The sequence below is a fragment of the Paenibacillus silvae genome (assembly GCF_014639235.1).
Lineage (GTDB): Bacteria > Bacillota > Bacilli > Paenibacillales > Paenibacillaceae > Paenibacillus > Paenibacillus silvae.
Genome location: NZ_BMFU01000019.1, coordinates 1 through 23,457, shown reverse-complemented (window position 1 = coordinate 23,457; position 23,457 = coordinate 1). Strand labels below are relative to the sequence as shown.

The 23,457-nt window shown below is 46.6% G+C and carries 25 protein-coding genes, 1 rRNA gene and 1 riboswitch; of the genes, 2 read left to right on the top strand and 24 right to left on the bottom strand.

Annotated elements, in window-relative coordinates; all coding sequences use genetic code 11:
• Positions 1 to 72: 72 nt before the first annotated feature.
• The 12 genes from glmU to IEW26_RS28080 form a co-directional block, all read right to left on the bottom strand.
• A complete protein-coding gene (glmU, locus tag IEW26_RS28135; protein ID WP_373288600.1) occupies positions 73 to 1,464 on the bottom strand; it encodes a bifunctional UDP-N-acetylglucosamine diphosphorylase/glucosamine-1-phosphate N-acetyltransferase GlmU in 1,392 nt (463 codons plus the stop codon).
• Between the two features lie 355 nt (positions 1,465 to 1,819).
• On the bottom strand, positions 1,820 to 2,104 hold the full coding sequence (spoVG, locus tag IEW26_RS28130) for a septation regulator SpoVG (protein WP_017691372.1): 285 nt from the start codon (positions 2,102 to 2,104) through the stop codon (positions 1,820 to 1,822).
• A 188-nt stretch (positions 2,105 to 2,292) separates the two neighbouring features.
• The gene (gene purR, locus IEW26_RS28125; protein ID WP_145406580.1) at positions 2,293 to 3,120 is read right to left on the bottom strand and encodes a pur operon repressor; all 828 of its coding nucleotides are present in this window, start codon (positions 3,118 to 3,120) and stop codon (positions 2,293 to 2,295) included.
• A gap of 97 nt (positions 3,121 to 3,217) precedes the next feature.
• The gene (ispE, locus tag IEW26_RS28120; protein WP_111273286.1) at positions 3,218 to 4,072 is read right to left on the bottom strand and encodes a 4-(cytidine 5'-diphospho)-2-C-methyl-D-erythritol kinase; all 855 of its coding nucleotides are present in this window, start codon (positions 4,070 to 4,072) and stop codon (positions 3,218 to 3,220) included.
• A gap of 150 nt (positions 4,073 to 4,222) precedes the next feature.
• Positions 4,223 to 4,399: a small, acid-soluble spore protein, alpha/beta type gene (locus IEW26_RS28115; protein WP_090924606.1), complete on the bottom strand. Its 177-nt coding sequence runs from the start codon at positions 4,397 to 4,399 to the stop codon at positions 4,223 to 4,225.
• Positions 4,400 to 4,672: 273 nt separating this feature from the next.
• Positions 4,673 to 4,945 (bottom strand): biofilm formation stimulator Veg, encoded by a 273-nt coding sequence (veg, locus tag IEW26_RS28110; protein WP_110899231.1) that lies wholly within the window; start codon positions 4,943 to 4,945, stop codon positions 4,673 to 4,675.
• 151 nt (positions 4,946 to 5,096) lie between these two features.
• Positions 5,097 to 5,993: a sporulation peptidase YabG gene (gene yabG / locus IEW26_RS28105; RefSeq protein ID WP_188594801.1), complete on the bottom strand. Its 897-nt coding sequence runs from the start codon at positions 5,991 to 5,993 to the stop codon at positions 5,097 to 5,099.
• A gap of 58 nt (positions 5,994 to 6,051) precedes the next feature.
• The gene (rsmA, locus tag IEW26_RS28100) at positions 6,052 to 6,954 is read right to left on the bottom strand and encodes a 16S rRNA (adenine(1518)-N(6)/adenine(1519)-N(6))-dimethyltransferase RsmA (protein WP_373288598.1); all 903 of its coding nucleotides are present in this window, start codon (positions 6,952 to 6,954) and stop codon (positions 6,052 to 6,054) included.
• 4 nt (positions 6,955 to 6,958) lie between these two features.
• Positions 6,959 to 7,504, bottom strand: a complete 546-nt coding sequence (gene rnmV, locus IEW26_RS28095; RefSeq protein WP_111273250.1) for a ribonuclease M5 — start codon at positions 7,502 to 7,504, stop codon at positions 6,959 to 6,961.
• Positions 7,505 to 7,659: 155 nt separating this feature from the next.
• Complete coding sequence (locus IEW26_RS28090; protein ID WP_188594800.1) at positions 7,660 to 8,841, bottom strand: resuscitation-promoting factor; 1,182 nt, start codon at positions 8,839 to 8,841, stop codon at positions 7,660 to 7,662.
• Between the two features lie 270 nt (positions 8,842 to 9,111).
• Positions 9,112 to 9,365: riboswitch (cyclic di-AMP (ydaO/yuaA leader) on the bottom strand.
• A gap of 241 nt (positions 9,366 to 9,606) precedes the next feature.
• Positions 9,607 to 10,374: a TatD family hydrolase gene (locus tag IEW26_RS28085; protein ID WP_145406584.1), complete on the bottom strand. Its 768-nt coding sequence runs from the start codon at positions 10,372 to 10,374 to the stop codon at positions 9,607 to 9,609.
• A gap of 343 nt (positions 10,375 to 10,717) precedes the next feature.
• Positions 10,718 to 11,995, bottom strand: coding sequence for an HD domain-containing protein (locus IEW26_RS28080; protein WP_188594799.1), 1,278 nt, complete (start codon positions 11,993 to 11,995; stop codon positions 10,718 to 10,720).
• Positions 11,996 to 12,322: 327 nt separating this feature from the next.
• On the opposite strand from IEW26_RS28080, the gene IEW26_RS28075 reads away from it, so the two are divergent.
• Positions 12,323 to 12,577, top strand: coding sequence for an AbrB/MazE/SpoVT family DNA-binding domain-containing protein (locus IEW26_RS28075; protein ID WP_017691383.1), 255 nt, complete (start codon positions 12,323 to 12,325; stop codon positions 12,575 to 12,577).
• 248 nt (positions 12,578 to 12,825) lie between these two features.
• Here the strand turns inward: IEW26_RS28075 and rsmI are convergent, their stop codons facing one another.
• From rsmI to IEW26_RS28025, 10 genes are all read right to left on the bottom strand, one after another.
• Positions 12,826 to 13,710 carry a 16S rRNA (cytidine(1402)-2'-O)-methyltransferase gene (gene rsmI, locus IEW26_RS28070; RefSeq protein ID WP_188594798.1) on the bottom strand — a complete coding sequence of 295 codons (885 nt, stop codon included), beginning with the start codon at positions 13,708 to 13,710 and terminating at the stop codon, positions 12,826 to 12,828.
• A complete protein-coding gene (locus IEW26_RS28065) occupies positions 13,711 to 14,490 on the bottom strand; it encodes a tRNA1(Val) (adenine(37)-N6)-methyltransferase (protein WP_188594797.1) in 780 nt (259 codons plus the stop codon).
• Between the two features lie 76 nt (positions 14,491 to 14,566).
• Positions 14,567 to 14,935: a DNA replication initiation control protein YabA gene (yabA, locus tag IEW26_RS28060; RefSeq protein ID WP_110899238.1), complete on the bottom strand. Its 369-nt coding sequence runs from the start codon at positions 14,933 to 14,935 to the stop codon at positions 14,567 to 14,569.
• Positions 14,936 to 14,963: 28 nt separating this feature from the next.
• Positions 14,964 to 15,764 (bottom strand): PSP1 domain-containing protein, encoded by an 801-nt coding sequence (locus IEW26_RS28055; RefSeq protein ID WP_111273244.1) that lies wholly within the window; start codon positions 15,762 to 15,764, stop codon positions 14,964 to 14,966.
• A 116-nt stretch (positions 15,765 to 15,880) separates the two neighbouring features.
• Entirely contained in the window at positions 15,881 to 16,852 is a 972-nt protein-coding gene (gene holB / locus IEW26_RS28050; RefSeq protein ID WP_188594796.1) for a DNA polymerase III subunit delta', read from the bottom strand.
• A 9-nt stretch (positions 16,853 to 16,861) separates the two neighbouring features.
• Positions 16,862 to 17,305, bottom strand: coding sequence for a YaaR family protein (locus tag IEW26_RS28045; RefSeq protein ID WP_111273242.1), 444 nt, complete (start codon positions 17,303 to 17,305; stop codon positions 16,862 to 16,864).
• A gap of 354 nt (positions 17,306 to 17,659) precedes the next feature.
• Positions 17,660 to 17,989, bottom strand: a complete 330-nt coding sequence (gene darA / locus IEW26_RS28040; RefSeq protein ID WP_047914178.1) for a cyclic di-AMP receptor DarA — start codon at positions 17,987 to 17,989, stop codon at positions 17,660 to 17,662.
• Positions 17,990 to 18,051: 62 nt separating this feature from the next.
• Positions 18,052 to 18,699: a dTMP kinase gene (tmk, locus tag IEW26_RS28035; RefSeq protein ID WP_188594795.1), complete on the bottom strand. Its 648-nt coding sequence runs from the start codon at positions 18,697 to 18,699 to the stop codon at positions 18,052 to 18,054.
• Positions 18,700 to 19,121: 422 nt separating this feature from the next.
• Positions 19,122 to 20,924: an aminotransferase class I/II-fold pyridoxal phosphate-dependent enzyme gene (locus IEW26_RS28030; protein WP_188594794.1), complete on the bottom strand. Its 1,803-nt coding sequence runs from the start codon at positions 20,922 to 20,924 to the stop codon at positions 19,122 to 19,124.
• Positions 20,925 to 21,144: 220 nt separating this feature from the next.
• On the bottom strand, positions 21,145 to 21,330 hold the full coding sequence (locus tag IEW26_RS28025) for a sigma factor G inhibitor Gin (protein ID WP_145406591.1): 186 nt from the start codon (positions 21,328 to 21,330) through the stop codon (positions 21,145 to 21,147).
• Between the two features lie 394 nt (positions 21,331 to 21,724).
• On the opposite strand from IEW26_RS28025, the gene IEW26_RS28020 reads away from it, so the two are divergent.
• Positions 21,725 to 22,249: a hypothetical protein gene (locus IEW26_RS28020; protein ID WP_145406592.1), complete on the top strand. Its 525-nt coding sequence runs from the start codon at positions 21,725 to 21,727 to the stop codon at positions 22,247 to 22,249.
• A gap of 307 nt (positions 22,250 to 22,556) precedes the next feature.
• On the opposite strand, the gene IEW26_RS28015 is transcribed toward IEW26_RS28020, so the two are convergent.
• Positions 22,557 to 22,997, bottom strand: coding sequence for a hypothetical protein (locus IEW26_RS28015; protein WP_145406593.1), 441 nt, complete (start codon positions 22,995 to 22,997; stop codon positions 22,557 to 22,559).
• Positions 22,998 to 23,202: 205 nt separating this feature from the next.
• Positions 23,203 to 23,319, bottom strand: a 5S ribosomal RNA gene (gene rrf, locus IEW26_RS28010).
• Between the last annotated feature and the right edge of the window lie 138 nt (positions 23,320 to 23,457).

Genomic DNA, 23,457 nt, shown 5'->3' with positions numbered 1-23,457 from the left:
ATTGGAATCTATAAGCGTCTGCGACATGTCGGCACCTCCCGTATTCCGGGAGGTGATGGTTATCAAAACCCTTTATTCGGGTTTAGCGTTTTGTTTCTTGGCCTTGGCGCGTCCGCGAATTTTCTCCGCGTAACCGGCCTTGTTCTCCTGACGTGCACGAGCAATCGCCAGATCATTCTCAGGAACATTATGTGTAACTGTGGAGCCTGCAACAACATATGCACCTTTACCAACGGTGATTGGTGCAATCAGGTTGACATTGCTGCCTACAAAGGCATTATCTTCAATCGTTGTTACAGCTTTATTATAACCATCATAATTGACTGTTATTGCTCCGCAACCTACATTTACGTTTTTGCCTACCTGTGCATCCCCGATATAACTCAGATGGGACACTTTGGAGCCTTCATCAATTGTAGCATTTTTCACTTCGACAAAGTCACCAATTTTTACGCTTCGGCCTAATTTTGTACCAGGACGCAAATTAGCAAATGGACCTACTGTCGCATCTGGACCAATCTCTGCCTTGGATACCACGGAATGTTTGATGGCTGCACCGTCTTCTATAATGCTGTCCTCAATATCCGCATGTGGGCCAATATGGCAGGCTTCACCGATTGATGTAGTGCCTTTAAGAACGGTTCCCGGATACAATACTGTATCTGCTCCAATGGTAACATCTGCTCCGATATATGTCGATGACGGATCGATGATCGTTACACCATTCAGCATGTGGCGCACAGCCAGGCGTTCACGCATATATGCTTCTGCTTGTGATAATGCAAGTCTGTCGTTAACACCGATGGACTCTGAAATATCATCAGACATATACGCCTCTACAACTTCGCCGTCATTCTTGAAGATGCCAATGACGTCTGTCAGATAATATTCGCCTTGAGCATTCTCGTTCGTTACTTTCTCGAGTGCTGCGAACAGCTTGGCGTTATCGAAGCAATACGTACCTGTATTGATTTCCTTAACTGCATCCTCCTGCGGCGTGCAGTCTTTCTGCTCTACAATCCGCTGAACGGAACCATCTTCGCCGCGGATGACACGTCCGTATCCCTTGGGATTATCCAGTTCAGCCGTCAGCACTGTTGCAGCTGCTCCATTTTCCTCATGCAGCTTCATCAGACCTTCCAGCGTTTCACTTGTCACGAGCGGAGTATCACCACAAACCACAATAGTTGATCCACTTTCATTGCCCAGCAGCGACTTCACCTGCTTCACGGCATGTCCCGTACCGAGCTGTTCTGCTTGAAGCGCGTATTCTGCTCTGGAACCTAAAAATGACTGCACCGCTTCGGCCCCATGTCCGACAACGACCACGCTGCGTTCCACGCCAGCGTGAAGTGCTGCATCCAGCACATGTCCGACCATAGGTTTACCGCATACGGGATGCAGCACTTTGTACAATTTGGATTTCATTCGTTTGCCCTGACCTGCGGCCAGCACAATTGCCATGCGTTTCAAAATTAACGACCTCCTGTTCTGAAAATCCCCTTGGTTTCTGTACCTTGTTGTCTCCAAGTGAGTATCGTTCAGCCGGCTTCAAGCCGGTTTTGTCCATCGCCTGCTGACGCTGTAATCACGCGTAACAACGAAGTCGCGAGTAACTCGCAACCTCTATCGTACGCCGTGTGCCCTGCGGGCTTAATTGAATTTCAACGATTCATGAGATGCCGCTCTGCAACCAAACGCAATATGCGCTCTGGTCCTCTTTTGAATAAACTCAATACTGAATATATCTTATTCCGGTCAAAAAGAAAAGAGAGCCATAAGACATGGCTCTCTTTTCCTTCGAACCCCAATAATGTTCTCAGGCACCTTCTTCAATGACTTCTTCCTCAGTCGCTGCTCGATCATACTCAGTTAATACTGCTGCCTGAATCTTCTCACGCGTACCGGAAGAGATCGGGTGGGCGATATCACGGAACTCTCCGTCAGGAGTCCGCTTGCTCGGCATTGCAACAAACATTCCGTTGTTACCATCGATGACACGAATGTCATGTACGACAAATTCATTATCGATGGTAATGGATGCGATAGCCTTCATTCTCCCTTCCGAGTTAACGCGGCGGAGTCTGACATCCGTAATTTGCATGTGTGTGTTCACCACCTTTTTCCATCAGAACTTGGTGTATAATTCCACACAGCCTATACGAACTCCTTCTTTTTATGACCATAAAAATATCCTAATATCAGGAATTTTTTTATTTAATACACAATTCGACAACGTTAGCGCCAGGTCGATGGAAAAGAACCTTTCCCGACATGTTATTCGCCATGATTCTACATGTCAAAATAGTTACCTGGCGAGACAGATATATGTCTGCTCTTCGCATCAACAGCTGTCAGCTTCGCGAGAGATACATAATCCGTCAGAAGACGCTCCTCGGAGTCTACCGAACCCGACTCCACCAGCACGCCTACCCCCGCTACCGTTGCATTAAACTCTGCCAGCAGATCAATCATACCTTGAACTGTACCCCCGGCTTTCATAAAATCATCCACAATCAGAACACGGGAATGCTCTTTCATTGCCCGGCGGGATAGGGACATGGTATGCAGACTTTTGTGGGACCCGGATACATAATTAATACTTACGGCCGATCCTTCCGTAGCCTGATGGTCCCTGCGAACGAGCACAACAGGAAGGTTAAGCTGGGCTCCAGTCGCATATGCAAGCGGGATTCCCTTGGTTTCCACCGTCATGACTACATCAATGTTCATATTGCCAAAAGCTGTTGCAAAGATCTTGCCCGCTTCATTCATCAAGGCCGGCTGTCCCAGAAGGTCTGACATATACAGATAACCTCCCGGCAAAATCCGGTCTGGCTGTGCAAGCTGTGTGGACAATCGCTCAGCAAAAGCAAGAGCATGTTCCACAGGCACCTTCGGAATCCACTTCACTCCACCAGCAGCTCCTGCCAGTGTATGCAGTTCTCCCGACCCACCTTCTTCGAACACTTCCTTAATAATGGCCAGATCTTCACTGATCGACGACTTGGCAGCACCATAACGTTCGGCAAATGTGGTAAGCGGAATTACCGTATGTGGTCTCGACAATAAGTATTGCGTCATTTCAACCAGCCTTGCGCTTCGTTTTAACTTCTTCACAGAGATCCATCCTCACGATCACGGAAACATCCAAATCCGAATAATTATTTAAAAATATACCACCTTTATACGTGTTTGTACATTATAAAAGTAAATTTCACGTTAACATCCGTACAGCGTAAACTTCTTTGCAGAAGCCACGAAGGCCGTTGTAAACCCGAGCCACTTTGGATTCCTTAGACACAAGTCCAAATACGGTTGGCCCACTCCCGGACATCAGCACTCCGTCTGCACCAAGACGAATCATCGCATTCTTGAGATGCTGCACTTCCGGATACAGCTTCAAGGTCACATCCTCCAGCACATTGCCCATCTGATCGCAGACCTCTGCGAATGATTGATTACGAATCGCCTGCTCCATTTTGGCGGCACTTGGATGCCGAACAATCTTGTCGCTGCGAAAACGTCCATACACATCGGCAGTAGACACATTGATTGGAGGTTTGGCTAAAATAACCCAGCATTGTGGCGGATTAGGTATCGGGGTCAGCTTCTCTCCCCGTCCTGTTGCAAGCGCCGTTCCGCCTGTAATACAGAACGGCACATCCGAACCCAGCTCGGCACCCAGCTCCTGCAATTCCTGATCTGGAATGTCCAGGCGCCACAGACGGTTCAGCCCGCGAAGTGCAGCTGCTGCGTCACTGCTGCCCCCGGCAAGACCGGCAGCAACCGGAATTTTTTTGTCCAGATGTATATGAACTCCCGTACGTACGTTGTAGCGCTCCTTGATCAGTCTGGCTGCCTGAAATGCCAGATTCTTCTCGTCCAGCGGAATATATCCCGCCTGGCTGGAGATCACAATGGTATCGCGCGGCAGTTCAGACATCTCAAGCCGATCGGCCAGATCAACCATCGTCATGATCATTTCAACTTCATGAAATCCATCACTTCTTTTATGTAGGACATCCAACATCAAATTAATTTTAGCTGGCGCTTTTTCGTAAATTTTCAAGACGTTCACCCGTCCTCACCTTTTCCCTAAGACAACTTAACATATTATATCAAAATGGGACTGTCAAGTCATTTCTATTCCGCATCTATGGGGAAAAAGCAGGGGTATTCCAAATGAAATATCCCCGCTCTCCAATCCGATGAACATTGACTATGATTTACGCGCTGCCTGCTCTGCCATCTGAATCGCCCGCTTCACCATGTTACCGGCATCCTTGGCCTTGATCCCGCCCCAGCCCTCCTGCTGAACCGTATCATAGAAGCCGAGATCCTTCGCCAGCTCATATTTCAGTTCCTCCGACATGACACTTCTTCTTCTGCGACTCATGGTTGATCCTCCTCCATAGAAAAGTGATGTGTAATCGAGGTGATAAGGCCTTCTAATTCCAGAATGCAGTGTATCCCAGGTCCTGGTCTGCCTGAAATCTGATGCAGGGGCTCTACATGACCTGTCCCGTTAGTATGCCGTTCCTGCAGGCTCCTCATTCTTTCATGATCTCTCCATATAAACTCTTCATTAGATTCGCATATAAACTCTTCATTAGTTCCGCATATAAAAAGCGACCCGCCCTCTAGGGGTGAGCCGCCTGTAAACCAATGCTTACGTCTCCATAAAGGAGTTCGTCTCGCTGCCAGGATCAAAAACCATGACCTCTACAGACTCCGTAAGTATATCCGCATAACTGTATGATACTCGCTTGAAGGTTTCCTGCTCCTCATCAAGCTTAACAATAAAAACAGAAGGGTACGTTTCTTCCAATACACCCGTACGCTCAATCGTCTTACGGCGGCCACCATTAGCCCGCAGCGTAATTTTCTGACCAATATGTGCATCGAGATTGCGTTTGATATCCAACAGCGTATTTTTAGCCATTGTGGACGTCCACCTCTTTTCTTGTCCATTATACCGTATTTTACAGTCATTGTCAAATCAAAGATAAATATTATATCAGCAGTAAAAAGTTATTGTCAATGATTTTTTTTACAAACAAAAAAGCCCTTTTCAGGGCCCTCTCAAAATTTTCTTATACTGCGGAAGGATTTACTTTTAAAGTGGATAAATCGTTAAGCCCCGGCAGACCTACCCGATAACTGCCCTTGGTTTCCACACCACCAACACCCTGGATACCGCTGATGGTGTTGTGGAGCACGTCATTCATGTTTACCGTATCTCGAACCGACGTAAAGGAAGCCTTGGCAGCCACGTAGACCGGATCAAGCGCATGGATGAGAATTCTGCCAGGGGAGCTGGCAAAATTCGCTCCAGCACGCAGCAGTGCCTCAAAATGAGACTGACATGCTCCCGCAATAATGGTCAGTGCGTCCAGATGACGCTCATACTGCCTTGCCACCTGGATAGCAGAAACGAAATTTTGCGAATTTTTGTAGCTTCCAAGACTGTACAGATCATATGGCTGCCTTGTCTTTAATACGCCATCATGACCTGTGATCACTACGATATCAGGACGGACTTTGGGCAGCAGGCGGTATAACGTATCTGCCATAGCAGACTCATGCACATACTGCCCTTCTGCAGGAACGCGAAGCTGCTCATACAGGTTCATGCTCTTTTTCAGATAGTTCGGATCCCCATCCAGATGCAGCACCTTGCCGGGCATTTCAAAATATGCCGGTTCCTGCTGTGCAGCCCATTCTTGCATCAGACCTTCCCGATTACGCTCTGCCTGCTCCATCCGGTGCTGCTGAAGCCGTGAGAGTGTCTGATGGGCTTTAATATGTGCCTGCCTTGTCTTTGCAGTCTGTGGTTCATAGGGAACCTGTATCAAATCATCCACCGGGGAGTCTGCCATCAGCCGGAACTCAGTCCCTTTAATGACCGCAGCATCCACCTGTAGTCCCTCTACCCGAAAAGTCACATCACCACCGTATGACTTCCGAACGACCAAGTCTCCGATATTCATCAACATTATCACCTCTACCCCATCGTATGGGCAGAGACCCGGATTGGTTCATTCGAATTTACAGGTCGCCGCGAACTCCGGCTTCCCACATGACGGTGCTGAGAGTCGCATACTCCTGCAAGCTTAATGTTTCTCCACGCCGGGAAGGCTGAATGCCTGCCTGTTCAAGAAGCTGATCTGCCTGCTCCCTGTTCTCCTTCGTGAAGAAGCGTGCTTTCAGATTGTTAGAGATCGTTTTCCTTCTCTGGGCAAAAGAAGCCTGTACGACCTCGAAATAATGCTTCTCGCTCGGAACCTGTACTGGCGGCTGCTCACGCACCTTCAGCTTGATTACCGCCGACTCTACATTCGGCTGCGGAATAAATACAGTAGGCGGAACCACACAAACCAGTTCCGGCATACTGTAATACTGCACGGCAATGCTAAGGCTGCCGTAATCCTTGGACCCTGGTGCAGCTGCCATTCGTTCAGCAACTTCCTTCTGAATCATGACCACTATGCTGTCCACCGGCAGCTTCTCCTCCAGCAGCTTCATCATAATCGGGGTCGTTACATAATAAGGCAGGTTGGCAACAACGCTAACCTTATCCACTGAAGCAAAGTCTGTGGCAAACAGCTCGGCCAGATCCAGCTTGAGTACATCTCCGTGATGAACCCGTACATTCGGATAAGGCTCCATTACCTCTCCGAGAATCGGGAGCAGACGCTGGTCAATCTCTACCGCCGTAACCGGACCTGCCACACGAGCCAGACGCTCTGTGAGCGCACCGATGCCCGGTCCGATCTCCAGCGCACCTTTGGATTCTTCAAGATCGGCAGCGCCGACGATTTTGTTCAATATATTTTGATCAATCAGAAAGTTTTGACCCAGACTTTTTTTGAAGGAGAATCCATGCTTTTGAATAATCTCCTTGGTGCGTTTCGGTGTAGCTATTTCAATGGTTTGATCCATGTCCTTCATATGTTCACAATCCTTCACGTTCAATTTGCGCCAGTGCAGCGGAGAACTCTTCTCTGGTAATCTGAAATACACTCAGTCGTTTGTGAAACTGCTTGCCGTTACAGTATCCGATCCCGAGCAGATTGCCCATCTCCATCCGGCGTGCAGCAGCCTGTGGATGTACAATCAGACCTGCCTCGATCAGATCTTCCCAGTCAATGAGAGGAGGTGCACCCTCATAGGAGGTATGTACACGTGCCAGTGCATGACGAATGGCTTCCGGAGAAGCATTCTCAACCCCGATATCGCCTTTGCGTGTTGCATCTGCCTCTGGAATAAATGCATGCTTGCAGCCAGGAATTTTATTCGCAATAATTTTGCGGATTCGCTCTCCGGCATGATCGGGATCGGTCAGGATAATCACACCTCGTCTCTCCTGAGCAAGTGCGATTCGCTTCAGTACACGCTGATTAATTGCAGAACCTCCAGTTTCAATGGTGTCCGCTTCAACCGCCCGGCGAATGGCTACCGTATCGTCACGGCCTTCCACCACAATCACTTCTTTTATCATGTTCCTTTTCTTCCTTTCTAACGCAAAAAGAAGAGGAATATCCTCTTCTCTGCCAAACGGCGGAGGAGACTGAATTCAGACCCCTCCGCCGCATATTCCGCATGAATCATTCATGCAACTATTTTATAGCATTCCCATATCAAAGTAAAACGATTTTAGTTCGCTTCCGGCTTCACCGGTCCAATCACGTAGACCGTTTTGCCTTTTTTACGTCCGAAATTCAGGGCATGCTTCACACTGTCGTAGTAAACGTCAATTTTATTACCTTTAATCGCACCGCCTGTATCTTCCGCACGACGGAAGCCAAGGCCCTCGATGTATACCCACCAGCCAATAGGAATGACTTTAGGATCAACCGCGATGGTGCGCCCTTCTGTTACACGAGTACCAGAAGCCGTTTTCGTACCAATACCTGGCTCTTCGGCAGAGTAGGCAGTCATGGATACATTTTTCAACACTTTGGAATATTTAAAAGAAGTCCCGGCGACCGTAATCACCTTGCTGCCCGAGGCAGATGTTTTCGTCGAGTTCGTTGTTGTTGCTTTGCTGCTTGAGGTTTTGGCCGATACCAGTTGAACCTCAGGTGCTTTCACTACTGGTTTGGCTTTCGTACCTACCGCGATGACCTTATCTACACGATTGGTCGCAATCGTTTTGCCCACCATTTTTTTGGAGACGAGTTCCCCATCTTGAAATACCTTTTCGATATGTTGCACCAGTGTGCCTTCTTTACCGTTTACGACAACACGGTTATCCCCTTTGAACAAACTTGGATCTGCCGTTTTTACAACCTTGTAAGCTATCGGCTGCTTCACATCCACTGTATGCTTTGTTACACGCACTACCCGAATCTTCATATCCGCTTTAATTGCGGTTCCGAGCGCTGGGTACACCTTATCATGATTTGCAACTTCAATACCTGATTGCTGAATTACATCTTGTACCGATGAATCGGTTGTATACAGAGTCTTGGTGTCTCCGTCTGCCGTAATTTTAACTGGAACGGCCCGCTCGATAACGATTCGGTCTCCATCTGCAATGGCCCCGTTCATGGGTATGGATACCTTGTCGTGAGGGCTGACTGTGATTGACTGCTCCTCCAACATTTCGTGAAGCATTCCTGTACGAGTCTCTACCACTTGAGCTTTGCCGTCAATAACCAGCGAAATTTGCTTCCCGGCCTGACCGTAAACGACTAACAAGATCATGATTGCAAGCGCAATTGAGAATATCGCGATCAGTGCCATTTGACGCAAGTTCTCATGCTTCCACCGCAACGCGAAAGACTTACTGGATGATCGTGACTCATGGGTCTCTTCTGGTTGGAATGTGCCCACTTCTCCGTCCTCCTTCATAGCCTCGCCGTCTAAAGTAATGCATGATGTATGTGACGCGACTATACCAAATTTTCCTACAGAACACAGATCAGAGGTAATGACCGGTTCTGCACCATGAACCCCTCTTCGCAACATGATGCCATCTTCAGAAAGCTTGCCGTAAGATGACGTTATTTCTTTTATTCAAAACAAAAAAAGCCAAAGAAAGAGTGTTAAGAGACTCTTTCGTGGCTTCCGAATGATTTTGAATATCGGAAATTCATGCACGAGGTTGCCTCTCTTTTTCCGCTTGCGAGGTTAGCTGTCGGGTTCGGGCGAAAGAGAGCCGCCCTATCTTAGGTCACCCGCTCATGGCGGACGCCCTTGAATTCACCCCGAGACCCAAAGAAGAAATCAAATACGGCTTCGCAGTTCCATCCGCTGCTTTTGGGTCAGCGAACGATGCGCACCGGTTGCAATCACCGATGTTTAAGCCCTATTGGTTCCCCCGCTCTCCGATTACGGAGACTCAGCGAGATTGATTCATGAAAGTATTGTTGTCTTATCGGAAAGTGTCCCTTTGTTCATCCCCCGAACATCTGTCCAATTTTCCGCACAACAATTCACTGAAAAGATGATATCCTGTTTTGATGCATGTTGTAAAGCATGGATCAAGTACGTTTTTCTAAATATTTGGTTAAAATATTGTAATATTCTTCAATTATTCAGATCAAAGAGCAGATTACCTCTCTATAACTCCCTTTTTCACCTGATTTACTCGATTTCTTATCTAATTCCAAATCGTTCCATTGCATTTTTGGTAGTAATTTCAGCAATTTCCTCCACCGAAATGCCTTTAATTTCCGCTGCCGCCTCGGCAACCAGACGTACATGCGCTGTTTCATTTCGTTTTCCACGATAAGGATGGGGTGTAAGATAAGGGGAGTCCGTTTCCAGGAAAAATCGATCCATCGGAACCTTCGCAAGCACCTCTTTGGGCTGCTTCGCATTTTTGAAAGTAACCGGCCCACCGAAGGATAAGTGGAACCCTAAATCCAGACACATTTTCGCTGTTTCCCAGCTGCCTGAAAACGAATGCATGACTCCGCCAACTTCACCAGCCTTTTCTTCACGCAAAATACGAACAATATCCTCATGAGCATCCCGATTATGAATAACAATAGGCATATTTATCTCACGAGCTAATGCAATTTGTTGTCGTAATACGCGATGCTGTACCTCCTTGGGTGAGGTGTCCCAGTGATAGTCCAAACCAATCTCGCCAATGGCTACCACCTTTTCATGTTTGCACAATGATGCAATCCACTCCAGGTCACCCTCCTGCATCGTAATTGCATCCACCGGATGCCATCCTACCGCCGCATAGATAAAATCGTACGTTTCCGCCAGCTTCATCGTGGTCGGGATCGTCTCCCGATTGAAGCCGACATTGATCATACGTGTGACGCCTGCATCTACAGCCCGCTGGATCATGTCCTCCCGGTCTTCGTCGAATTGTGGCGCATCGAGGTGTGTATGTGTGTCGAATAACATGCTATTTATTTCTCCCTTCATGTCGAAATACAAATTCAAATTATTTCTGTATCAGACTCTCAAAATTATTTTTTTCTTAACCAATTGATCGGGACAAGTCATTATTTCTTTATTTTCATTTTGAACAGTCCAGCAACTATATATAGAAGAAAAATGAAAATTCAAATCAATATCTTGCATCTAGATTGCATCAGGAACGGAACATTTACTCTCTTCAATTACAAAATTATGTCGATCTACATTTACTCCCCATTAAAGCAGATTAATGTATCATGTAAAATAGCTCTCTTAGAAAGTCTTTCGATATCGAAATGTTATGTTCACCCTGCTGCACCACCCGGAATTACAGAAAATAGGGGCGTATATGGGACGGCAATTCATGCAAAATGGCATCCACCTTGTTTTGCGGGTAGTACAGATGATGTTTCCCCAGATGAAGACCGCTGATTGAACGCACAATATCGGAGACCTCTGACAATTCTATGAGTTTGTCCTGCCGATCCAGCAGAAGAATCTGTTTATCAGTAGATTGATCTGGACGAAACACATCATATGGATTATCCGTTGGAAAATCAATCTCAAGATCATATTCGGGATTAAGCCCTAAGTGAACAAATGCCTCCCGAATCTCTTCAATGATGTTCAAGTCGATCTGTTCAAGCTCCACATATTTGTACAACTTGCGATCCATAAAACGCTCGCACAGCTCGCTCAGAACAGCATCGTCCTCTTTACGCCACTGCATAAAGGCTGTCTGTATCAATGCTTCATCAAGCTGCAGATACTCATCAACCGAGATTTCACCACCAAACAGCTGCGGCAGTGGCTCCACCATGAAACGGAATGAAAATTGCTGCTTCACAAGCTGCTTTGCCCTTTTGAAAATTTGACGCAAAATAATTTCGGAGCTGCGCGTCACTGGATGAAAGTAAATCTGCCAGTACATCTGGTATCTGGACATGAGGTAATCCTCAACGGCGTGCATGCCAGACTCTTTAACGACAATCCGTCCATGATACGGACGCAGCATCCGAAGAATTCGGTCCAAGTCGATGGTACCATAATTTACTCCGGTAAAATAAGCATCTCGGAGCAGATAATCCATTCGATCAGCATCCAGCGGACTGGTCACCAGATTTACAACAATCGGTTTATCATAGGTTTTCTGGATGACAGAAGCAATTCTCTCTGGAAAATCAGGAGCGTACCGTCTTAGAATCGCCCCTACTTCGGTATCCCCCTGGATAATGCGGCAAGTCCAATCTTCATGATGCATATCAAATGCCTCTTCAATGGAATGTGAAAAAGGTCCATGTCCAAGATCATGAAGCAGGGCAGCACAAAGTGCCACCAGCTTTTCTTCCTTCGGCCAGTCCGAATAATGACTTCGTTCAAACTGAGAGATAATTTTGCGTGTAATTTCGTATACACCTAAGGAATGGGAAAAGCGGCTGTGCTCTGCCCCGTGAAAAGTAAGATAGGACGTCCCTAATTGACGTATGCGGCGTAGCCGCTGGAATTCAGGTGTGTTGATGAGTTGCCAAATAATCGGTTCTTGCACATGGATGTAATTATGTACCGGATCTTTGAATACTTTTTCTTCCGTCAGACGATGTTCCATATCCATTCACTCCTTTTAAAATTTCTCTTGCTATAGATATTACCGCGTTTGGCTTCGTTTTTCACCAAGGATTCGACACACTTTGACGAATTTTGTCGAACAAAGGTGTTTTAACGTTTTCCAAATCGACAAAGCTGACATGGATGTTTAAATGCGAAATATTGCTCTCAATCCCTTACCACCAGTAAACTCAACAAAAACCCCCTTTATTTTAAGCTAATTTTAAGGTTGACTGTTTTGGGAATCGTTGGTATGATGAGTATCATAAAACATAAAATAATGTCGAATAATGACAATGATAGTTAGCTGAGAGGAGCACTGATTATAATGATGAAATCAACAGGTATTGTAAGAAAAGTGGATGAACTGGGACGGGTAGTTATTCCAATCGAATTGCGCCGTACGCTCGGTATTGGTGAAAAAGATGCTCTGGAAATCTACGTAGACGGCGAGCGCATCATGCTGAAAAAATACGAGCCAGCTTGTATCTTCTGTGGTAACGCAGAGAACGTAACTTACTTCAAAGGCAAAATCGTTTGTAACGAATGTATTTCCGAAATCCCTGCACCAGTAGCAAAATAAGAAAAAACAGGCATCATTGAATTATTTTTATCATTAATTCTAATCTTTTCATATTCCTAAATGTCCCTCCCGGTGTGTACCCCACCGCTGGAGGGATTTTTTCTACCCATTTATGAAGAGCTGTCACAATTCTTTCACTTTTTATTGCAATGCCCCATTTTCATTTTAAGGTTTTACTAAGGTTAGATTTAAGTTCTCTTTCAGGTCATTTACCCCATTTTTAGAAAATGTTATTTGTCCCAGCCTTTTTATTCGATCAGCGCGTTGTAAACATCCCGTTTGGTCAGACCGCGATCCCCTGCTGTTTTCTTCATCGCATCCTTTCGGCTGTTTCCTTCATTTTCATAGTGCGCTACATGCTCTTCAAGTGAAAGAACCTGCCACCAGGCTTCCCGTTCAGCCTTACGCTCCTCTTCCCGGATTCCTTCAACCAACAGACAATATTCACCCAATGGTGGGTGTTGCTCCAGCCATTCAATACATTCCTGCAAATTACCTCTTACAAATTCCTCATGCCGCTTGGTCAGCTCTCGTGCCAATACAATCAAACGATCGCCCAGAATCTCTTCCAGGTTCATTAACGTTTTGCGAATACGATGAGGGGATTCATAGAACAACAGCGTTCCATTGGATTCGTTAAAGGATTCCAGCACTTTCCGCATATCCTTTTTCTCCCGTGGTAAAAAACCACCAAACGTGAATCGTTCCGTTGGCAACCCGGATACGATCAAAGCGGATAATGCAGCATTCGGACCTGGAATCGGAACCACCGTAATTCCCGCTTCAATTGCAAGCTTCACCAGATCAGAACCCGGGTCCGAAATGGCTGGAAGACCCGCATCACTGACCAGCGCCAAATTTTTTCCTTCTATTATATAGCGTATCAATTCAGGGCCACTTGCACTCTTATTGTGCTCATGATAACTGAATAGCATAGACGGTGTGATTTCAAAATGAGTCAGCAGCTTTCGCGTTTGGCGAGTATCTTCTGCGGCAATAATGTCACAGCTCTGCAGTGTCTTGATTGCACGGAAGGTCATGTCCTCCAGATTGCCAATCGGTGTACCCACCAGGTAAAGCTTACCAGCATGATCAGACTGCTCACTGAAACTTTTTTGAACATGCAATGTCATCTAGTTTCCTCCCTCCTTCGTACGTTCGGCCTGCTGCTGGCCATAATAAATGTCCATAATCTCATCACAGTAATTCCCCTGTTCATTGTAAACAATAAGCGGCGGCAGCATGCGCACCTCTGGCTTGCCATCCTTCATCGCTTCTATCAGCACCATATTGGCTTCCAGATGAGCACGCGGATGCACCATACGAATTCGTTTGGGCTCCAGCTTGTACTGACGCATTAATGATATGATTTCACCCAGTCGCTGCGGGCGGTGAACCATCGATACTTTTCCCCCATTACGTACAAGACGATTACATGCCTGAATGACTTCCTCCAGGGTGCAGCCAATTTCATGACGTGCCATAGCCTGATGTGTATTGGCTTTAAGATCACTCCCATTCAGAGGCATGTAAGGTGGATTAACAGTAATTGCATCGTAGACGGCATGTCCTGTCTCATTTACCAGTTCACGAAGGTCTCCCTCACGAATCAGAATGGATGTTTCAAGCTCATTAAGCTGTACACTTCGGCGTGCCATATCAGCCAGCCTCGGCTGAATCTCGATTCCCTCCAGGCTTGCCTGTGTACGTGTTGTCAGCAGAATAGGCACAACGCCGTTACCTGTGCATAGATCAAGAACACGTCCGCGCTTCGGTACAGATGCAAAACGTGCAAGCAATACAGCGTCCATGGAAAAACTGAACACTTCATCACTTTGAATAATTCGCAAGTCGTGAGAGAGCAGATCATCAATTCGCTCCGACTCCTGTAAAATCACTTCATGGTCTGTCATATGTTACACTCATCCTCCGGTATTCTATAACGTTTATAACCTTGAAAAAAAACCGTAGGGAATCCCTACGGCCATTTCATTTATTCAAAAAAGACAGGCAGAACAGACAATCACCTTCCGTCCGCAAATGTCCATAATAGACGTTGCAGATGTGGAAGCCTTCATGATACAGCCGGGCCAGATTATCGTAACCCTCGCCTACAACATCTTCACCCGTAGCCGGGCCAGCCGGTCTTGCTACAGGTGCAAGCGCTGAGGAGATCGGCAGATCAGCCGGCGCTTCACGCTTCAGCAGTTTGCGTAACTGCTCATTCTCAATGGTAAGCCGCTGATTATCCTCCAGCAGCTCTTTAACAATCATTTTTAATTCTGCTAAATCACCGTGCAACTGACCCATTTGGGTTTCCATTTCATGAATGTGTGTAAACAGATTTTTCTTTTCCAAGTTTCCACCCCGAAGCAACCTTTATGGTTTACTTGATAACGACGTCATCCAGCGGAAGTTCTTTGACTTTACTGATGTCGAACAGTTGAACATGCACCGTGCGGTTACCTGCGTTAATTCCGACAACTTTACCTTCACCCATTGAAGTGATGACCAGTTTGCCTACTGCCGGCAGTTCTTCTCTCACACTTTCATAATTATCATGCTCAAATTTCAGACAGCACATAAGTCTTCCGCACAACCCTGAAATTTTCGTCGGATTCAGTGACAAGCTCTGATCTTTAGCCATCTTGATTGATACCGGCTCAAAATCTCCCAGCCAGGAGGAACAGCATAATACACGTCCGCAAGGTCCGATTCCACCAAGCATTTTTGCCTCATCACGGACACCAATCTGTCTCAGTTCAATTCGTGTCCTGAAGATGCTAGCCAGATCCTTGACCAGCTCGCGAAAATCTACTCTTCCTTCTGCCGTAAAATAAAAAATGATTTTATTGCGATCAAACGTAAATTCTACATCAACCAGCTTCATCTTGAGGCCATGGTCTCTGATTTTATTTAAACAAGTACCGAAAGCTTCCTTGGCTGCACGCTTGTTCTCATCCACTACGCGGGCATCTGTATCACCAGCAACGCGGATAACCTTTTTGAGCGGCAGTACTACATCAGCTTCGCCTACTTCCTTCTTACCCACGACAACCTTACCATACTCAACCCCTCGTGCCGTTTCCACGATCACGCAGCTTTCTTGCTCAATAGGAAGGTCCAGGGGATCGAAGTAATAAATTTTGCCCGCTTTTTTGAAACGGACACCCACTACACTGTACAAAAAATTAACCCCCTTGTAAGCCAACCCCACTTCGTCTGAAGCCCTGACTTCTTAGGGAACCCGCCGAAGTTATAACCGTTTGCATAGGATTGGAACTCACATGATGCTCTCCAGCCTTATGCCAAACCGATCAAAAATTGCTCCAGACAAAGCTGGCCATTGACATTAAAACGCAATTTTTTTCTGCATGCCGCGGCCAAATCCATATAGGAGACCCACTGCTCCGTGCTGCGGGTTTGTGCCAACTGAGACAGCATGTCTAACTGATCTATAAAAACGATATGTTCATGCCTACCGTACTGAACATACAGCATGTCCCTGAACCATAGATGGAACAAACTAAGCAGCATGTCCAGATGTTCCGAGAGTCCTGTTTTAAAAAGCTTCTGCTGTGCCGAGATCAAGGATGTGCTTCCTCTACCCAGGGACTCCTTCCCTAATTGTAACATTACGTTTCTAATTTCTGCAAACCAATTCTGCTGGAGAATTTCTCTACATGCTTCCAGTCCTGACGCTAAATGGACAGCGGGCCGGGCCAGATTCACAGGATACTCTTCCTCGATCAAAATCTGAAGCATTTCCTCCGGATTGAGCGCACTGAACGGCACCAGTTGGGAACGCGAGCGGATCGTAGGCAGCATAGCTTGACCGTTATCTGTAAGCAGAATACCGACTGCAGGCACCTGAGGTTCTTCCAGAAATTTCAGCAGGCTGTTCGCCGCCTGAACCGTCATTTTCTCCGCCTGCTCTATGATATACACCTTGGGGTGTCCCGCCTCTGACCGGTAAGAGAAAATGCGCTGTAAATCGCGGATCTGATCTATTTTAATGTTATTCCCATCCGGTGCCAGCGTCGTCAGATCCGGATGGTTTCCATGTTCTATTTTACGACATTCAAGACATTTCCCGCAGGCGTCATCCTCAAGCTCTGTGCAGAAGATTGCCTTGGCGAATGCCAGAGCTGTTTGCAGCTGCCCGCTCCCGGGCGGACCACTGAACAAATATGCATGGCTGACCGCGTGACGTCTCAAACTGCTTTGTAACAATTGCTTGGCTGCCTGTTGGCCCTTAATCTGTTGAAAGGACATACTTCCTCCTCAAAAGCTTAAATTAATAAGCATCCCCCTAATTTCTCCTACTTGTTGTAAAAGAGTGATCTTCCCTTCTTCTGTATCCAGCAATTCATCCGCCATAGATAACAGAGCCGAGTCAATCTCATCAATCAGTTTGTATCGTTTACCTCTGCCCCGACGATCCCACCCGCGAGTTTCCTTCATCGTGACACCACGGCGGACCGTCTCTTCAAGGAACCTTTTGACTAGCTGTTTGTAAGCCTTCAGCTCACGAATCGTCATAGAACGACTCAAGCGTTCACCCTGAAGCTGAATTTCACTTAGTCGGCGATTAAGCTCTGCTTGTGAAGCCCGCTCTCCCTGGTGATTCATCATATCAGAGAAACTTTTGGATTGAACCGGCTTGGAGCCGGAATCATTCGTATTGATTCCACTCTGCATCGGCCTGAATCCAGGATTGATTTTCATGGATACGCCTGCTTTCTATTCATCGTTAGGCCAATCGCACATCAGCACAGAGCGCGCTGCGCCTGTGCGTAAGATGTTTCTTATATGTTTGAACTGCACTGTATATATAGTGGTAGAAAAGAAGAACTTATCTACCATTGTGTTCTAACTAGCCTCTCCCCGAAGAAGGTCCTCACTCTGGAGTAAAGTCTTCTTTTGGAGAGAGTGTGTGCCGGTTCTTGTCATCAAGAAGGGCGCTCCATAAGTGGCACGTATGCATAGGATACGTCCTTTTACATCATTCCTTATCATCTTGCAAGATACAATCATGCTATTGATAATGAAAAATACTCATGGATTTCATGCACAGACAAATTAGAAATGCTCGAAACGATCTACCGGAAGAACAAATACGGTTGCTCCACCAACTTGAACTTCAACAGGCAGCGGCAGGTACGAGTCGGTCGTTCCGCTCATAGGTGTAACCGGAGTTACGAGCTGTTCACGAACCTTACAGCTGCTGCGAATAACGTTCATAACGGATTCGACCTGACTATCATCGACACCGATCATAAACGTCGTGTTGCCTGCCTTCAAAAATCCACCCGTACTGGCAAGCTTGGTTGCCCGAAAGTTCGCTTTGACCAATGCGCTGGATAATCGGTTGCTGTCTTTATCCTGTATAATCGCAACAATCAGTTTCATCCTGCATAACCTCCTTCAGAATAAGCACTTTTAGCAAAATGCCATGTCTATATATTAGACAATTACTCGTCAAAATCCTTCAAAATCCCGTTCTCCAGCGACAAAATCATCGCTCTCTCCACCTCATCCGGAGTCTGTGAAGCATCGATCATTTGGATACGATCTGGAAATTTCCTCTGTAGCAGGAAATACGCTTCACGTACTTTACGATGAAACTCCAGATTCTCCAGATCCAGACGATTGACCTCACGACCATCGTGGGCATCAATACGCCCAAGTCCCTGTTCCGGCTCAATATCAAGATAGAGGGTTACATCTGGCATTAAATCTCCAATTGCAAAACGATTAATCGCCCAGACATTCTCTATTCCTAGGCCGCGAGCATAGCCTTGATAGGCCAGACTGCTATCGACAAACCGATCACAGATGACCGTTTTGCCTGCTTGCAGTGCAGGCTCTACCTTCTCCGCCAGATGCTGGCTTCGTGCTGCTGCATAGAGCAGTGCTTCGGTTCGGGCATCCATCGCCGTATGAAGAGGGTCAAGGATGATGCTGCGTATTTTCTCTGCAATCTCAATCCCGCCAGGTTCCCGTGTGACTACGTAAGGTATACCCCGTTTCTCAAAATAAGAACCGATTCTACCGATCATCGTCGTTTTCCCTGAGCCCTCTCCTCCTTCCAGCGTAATGAATTTACCTCTGCCCTGCATATGCTTCCCTGCCTTCTGTATTCATAGCTGCATCCATTCAAGGCTATTATGCAAGTGCCTAGACCCTCTTACATCAGGATATGATGCCACTTGCCCAGAGGTGTATCGTAAACAACTGCATTTAATAACACTAAAATAATACAAGCTTGTTTTCTTTCTATCATACTATAAGGAGGCTGTTCGTCCAACATGAAACGTAAGACCTTTTTCAACCAAGATATATATCACTTTAAATCAAACAGGTGACAAGCACCCTATTATCGTCTTAACCTGCCGTAAAGGCAAATAGCAGCTCCATTAGTGATGGCGGATAACAAGACCAAGAGCAATATCCATAGAAGCATCTCAACTGAAGATGTGCTCTACATATCTGAGTCTGCTGCAAGCTAAACACTAGTGAGCTTTCTATTCTTCACACATCGTTAACGCTGCTCCATGACCTTTAATGTACGTGCTATATGATCGGATATTCCGTGAAACCTGGCTCCTTCCTCGCGTAAAGTCCTTATTCGTGCTACTACCTTGGAACTTATGCGCTCTCCAGGATACAACAGGGGAATCCCCGGGGGATACGGAATAACCATTTCTGCCGCACGGTAACCTGCACTGTCTTCAATGGGTAATTCGATAGTGTCTGTCTCCTTGATCGGTTGAAGGGAGAACACTACAGGCTCCGAAACAGCACTGTTTTGTTCCTTAATGTTCCACGTGGAAACATATTTTGGTGGATTGTTCTCGGCAACTGACTGTGCAGACCCGATCAAAGGCAGCGGATGCTCAGGCGGCATATTGTCCTCATGTATATGTCGCAAAGCCTCTAGCAGCTGCTCGGCATCCTGCAAGGTCGAGCCAAGACTGAAGAGCAGCACGACGTTCCGCTCGTCGCTCATCTCGGGCACGCAGCCGCAGGCTTCCAGCTGCTGCTGCAGCCCATAACCGCTCAGCACCCCTGTGTCGTCATATATGACGACCTTGAATGGGTCCTGAGCGGTATAGCCGGCGCGGCCAGGCATCGCCGCCGGCACTTCATGGCCGCACGGCGGCCCCTGCTGCAGCGGCACATCCGCAGGCTGCAGCAGTTGGAAGCGCGGCAGCTCTGCCAGGCCGCGCTTGAAGGCTTTCACAGCAGCAAGCCCTGCCGTGAAGGCCTCTGCGCCGTGCACATGCAGCAGCCGGCGCGACAGATCAAGCGAAGCCATCACCGGGTACGATGGGCTCGAGCTTTGCACCATGGCCAGACGCTGCCGCAGCAGGGACCGGTTCAAACGCGGTCCCCGAACGTGCAGCATGGCTCCCATGGTGAATGCGGCCAGCATCTTATGCGTCGACTGCACTACACCGTCTGCTCCGCAGGACAGTGCAGACGCAGGCAGCTCCGAATGCTGCCCATAATGCGCGCCATGCGCTTCATCCACGAGTAATGGCATGCCAGCTTCGTGGCAGATCTCGGCAATTGGCGTCAAATCCGCGCCCATGCCATAGTAATTCGGCAACGTGACAAATAGGCCCTTTGCCTCAGGATACTTCTGGACAGCAGCCTGAACCGTCTCAACCGACGGCATGACAGCAAGTCCAGATACAGGGTCAACCCATGGCTCCAGAAATACCGCCCTTGCGCCCCCCAGCATTAAACCGTGAATGACCGATTTATGTACGTTGCGCTGAACCAGCACAATACTCTCCGGCTCATCACACACCGTCAGCAGTAAAGACAGATTGCCTGCGGTACTGCCACCCACCAGAAAAAAGCTTTCTTCCGCACCAAAACAATCCGCTGCCAGCTCCTGCGCCTCCCTGATGACTCCCTCAGGATGATGAAGATCATCCGTGCCCGTAATCTCCGTAACGTCCATCTCCATCATCTCCAGATACGCACGAACGGGTACAACTGAATTTTGGAAACAGTCTGCATCATACAATCGGCCTGCAGGATTCTGCTCGTCAACAGGATTCATTGAATTCACTCCCGTAAAGACAGCCTTCCCCTGTTCATGCTCCCTCTTTTGTCCAGTTTCTGTAACCCTTTTTTTCTCAGCGAACGTTCCTGTCCATTTTTGTTTACGCTCTGTATCTTGCTTCGTATGCCCTATCCACTGATGATAGACTTGTCCATTTTTGTGCCCGGGCACATGAAATGAACGCTGCTTCGAATGACGGTATGCAAGTAATGCTTCATATATAGGTGCCTTCTCTTTGCCAACCTTTGATTTATCATTTTCGTTCATAAGTTAACCATCCTGTAACTGTTATTCTTTTTTAGCACAATGAACCTGTATTCGTTATAATCAGCATACGCCTTCTATACAGACCACACAAGATACTGCCCCACATCACATAACAAAAAAAGGCCCAAAGGCCCCTTCAATTCAGTAGCAAAAGAATATGAATTTCTAACGTTTACGCGGAAAATATAAACCTTCATGAAACGCTCATTTGGCAGCCACCTCAAGCGTTCTTTTGTACCCATATCTGTTTCATCTGATGAATAAAAAAATTATACTTCGCATCCTGCGCATCGGTATGAACCATCTCAGCTTCACAAGTATCGCATATGAATTCAGATACAATAAAAATGCCTTCTTTCTTCCTCTGTTCGCAAATAATACATGTGTGTTCGGCATGTTCTTCCATGAACCATCCCACCTTGTTTTACGTTTACTATCAGTATTGCACAGTTTCTATTATTTTAAACATTTTCATAGTGCTTTCTTTCTATAAAATATATATATTCGCTTCCCCCTCTATAGGTGTCTGTACCGAAAATTACAACCGGTAATCTATGCTCACCATCATTTGCATGGATACGATTACCCATTTCCCTTTTCATACTCCAAGGTTAACCCTTTGTACAGCCTTGCGGTAATCCAAACTTCATAATAATAATCTTAAAAAATCTTGGAATTTCAGCCGATATATAAGATATGATAACGATATCAGAGTTTTCCAACCCTATCATCCACATCACCAAAATACATACGCATAGCCCATTCTATTACTGTATACCTGAAGGAGGATTTATAATCGTATGATCGCCGAACCGGAGAATAAGGCAACCTTTTATCAGTACCGTCTTCTGAAAAAAAAGGCTATTGCCCGCAGTGTCATATACAGCTACCTGTGTTTACCCGTTATGATGCTCTTTTTTAATCTGCTAGCCTTCTCCTGGACCGGCCTCTTCTTCTTTTTGCTGGCAGGGCCGATTACCCTATGGATTCATTATGTCATCGCCAGAACCATCCTGCTGCTGGTACGTACCTCCTATGCGAAGCGCTGGCGCTGGAACCTCAGAATGCCTTGGTTCGGCTACGTTCCAGATCAGCATTTCAGTTATCGCATGTTTGTCCGTGTTCATCTGAACATGAGCTGGATCGGTTTATGTATCATTACTGTGTGCCTGTTATGGTCGCCGGTGTCCTTCACGATGTCACTGCTATTCTGGCACCTCTGGATGCTTGGACCTCGCTTCTACGTCATAATCATCCTCGCTCGCGGACGTAAAGATGGCCTCATTAAATTAAACGAGCAAGATGTCTCTTATTATCTTCAGTAAAATAATTTCGACCTCCCGACATCTCATGATAAGATTAGCATCTATCATCCAAAAAGGTTATCCACTGTGGATAACCTTTTTTCATTCACCCATTTTTCATGACCTTCATCTTATCCACAGCATCGGGTTTTTTAACTCTTCCCTTTTATCTAAAAGTCCTTTTCTATGCCCTAACATATAACTCTGGCGATAACCTTCTCCTTCTCCTGCTGTTTAAAAAAATAAAAAAGCCCTCATCGTATCGAAGAGGACATTCAGTATATGGGAACATTACATTGTTAATTGTTACGTCACATCATGAATCCGATCAATCATCTTCACCAAGTGATTTAACGGTCGTTTGCGTTGTTTCATTCCGAGGAACCATTAAAGTAAAAGACCCATCATGAACAGCTAACTGTACAATATGTCCTTCCTTCGCGAAAACATGCAGGTTGCTGGAAGTGTTCGAGGATTGTTTAGTCTGCTTTTCTGTCCATCCCCAACTTTTGATCTCGTCAAGATAAACCTCGGGTAGGCTCATACCTTCATTAATTCCAGACAATGTATATCGAACGTAATCCATATCCGAGTTATTCTCGGACTGGTCAGATTTATTCGCTACTTTGGGTACCGGAAAACTCTTCTCGTTAACCGCACCTTCATAGGAGGTCCATACAGATCCTGAAGCTTCACCGCAGCCTGCAAGAACAATCGCTAGACAAAGCAACAGTATGGAATGAAGTCCAACTCTCCGCCAACTTAACACACACACCCTCCTTTTCACAGCTGCACAATCCAGCTCTTCGGTCAGGTACTTTTAGCATATTTAACATAGTCCTATTATACTGGTTTTACCCCTGCCATCCGTAACAAAAATGTTACCTTCACATAACGAAGATGTAAGCGCCTCATATGCAAAAAAAGCTAAAAAAATAAAAACCACCACCGAACATCATCGGCAGTGGTTCTTTGCTTGGCGGCGTCCTACTCTCCCAGGACCCTGCGGTCCAAGTACCATCGGCGCTAGAGGGCTTAACGGTCGTGTTCGGGATGGGTACGTGTGGAACCCCTCCGCCATCGCCACCAAACGCGGGTTGGATCGAAGTTTACCTTCTTTCCATTTCCATCAGAGTGTTGTTCTCTGAAAACTAGATTCGAAACGAAACGCTCGCAAATTAGACTTGCATATTTGGATAAGCCCTCGACCGATTAGTACTGGTCAGCTC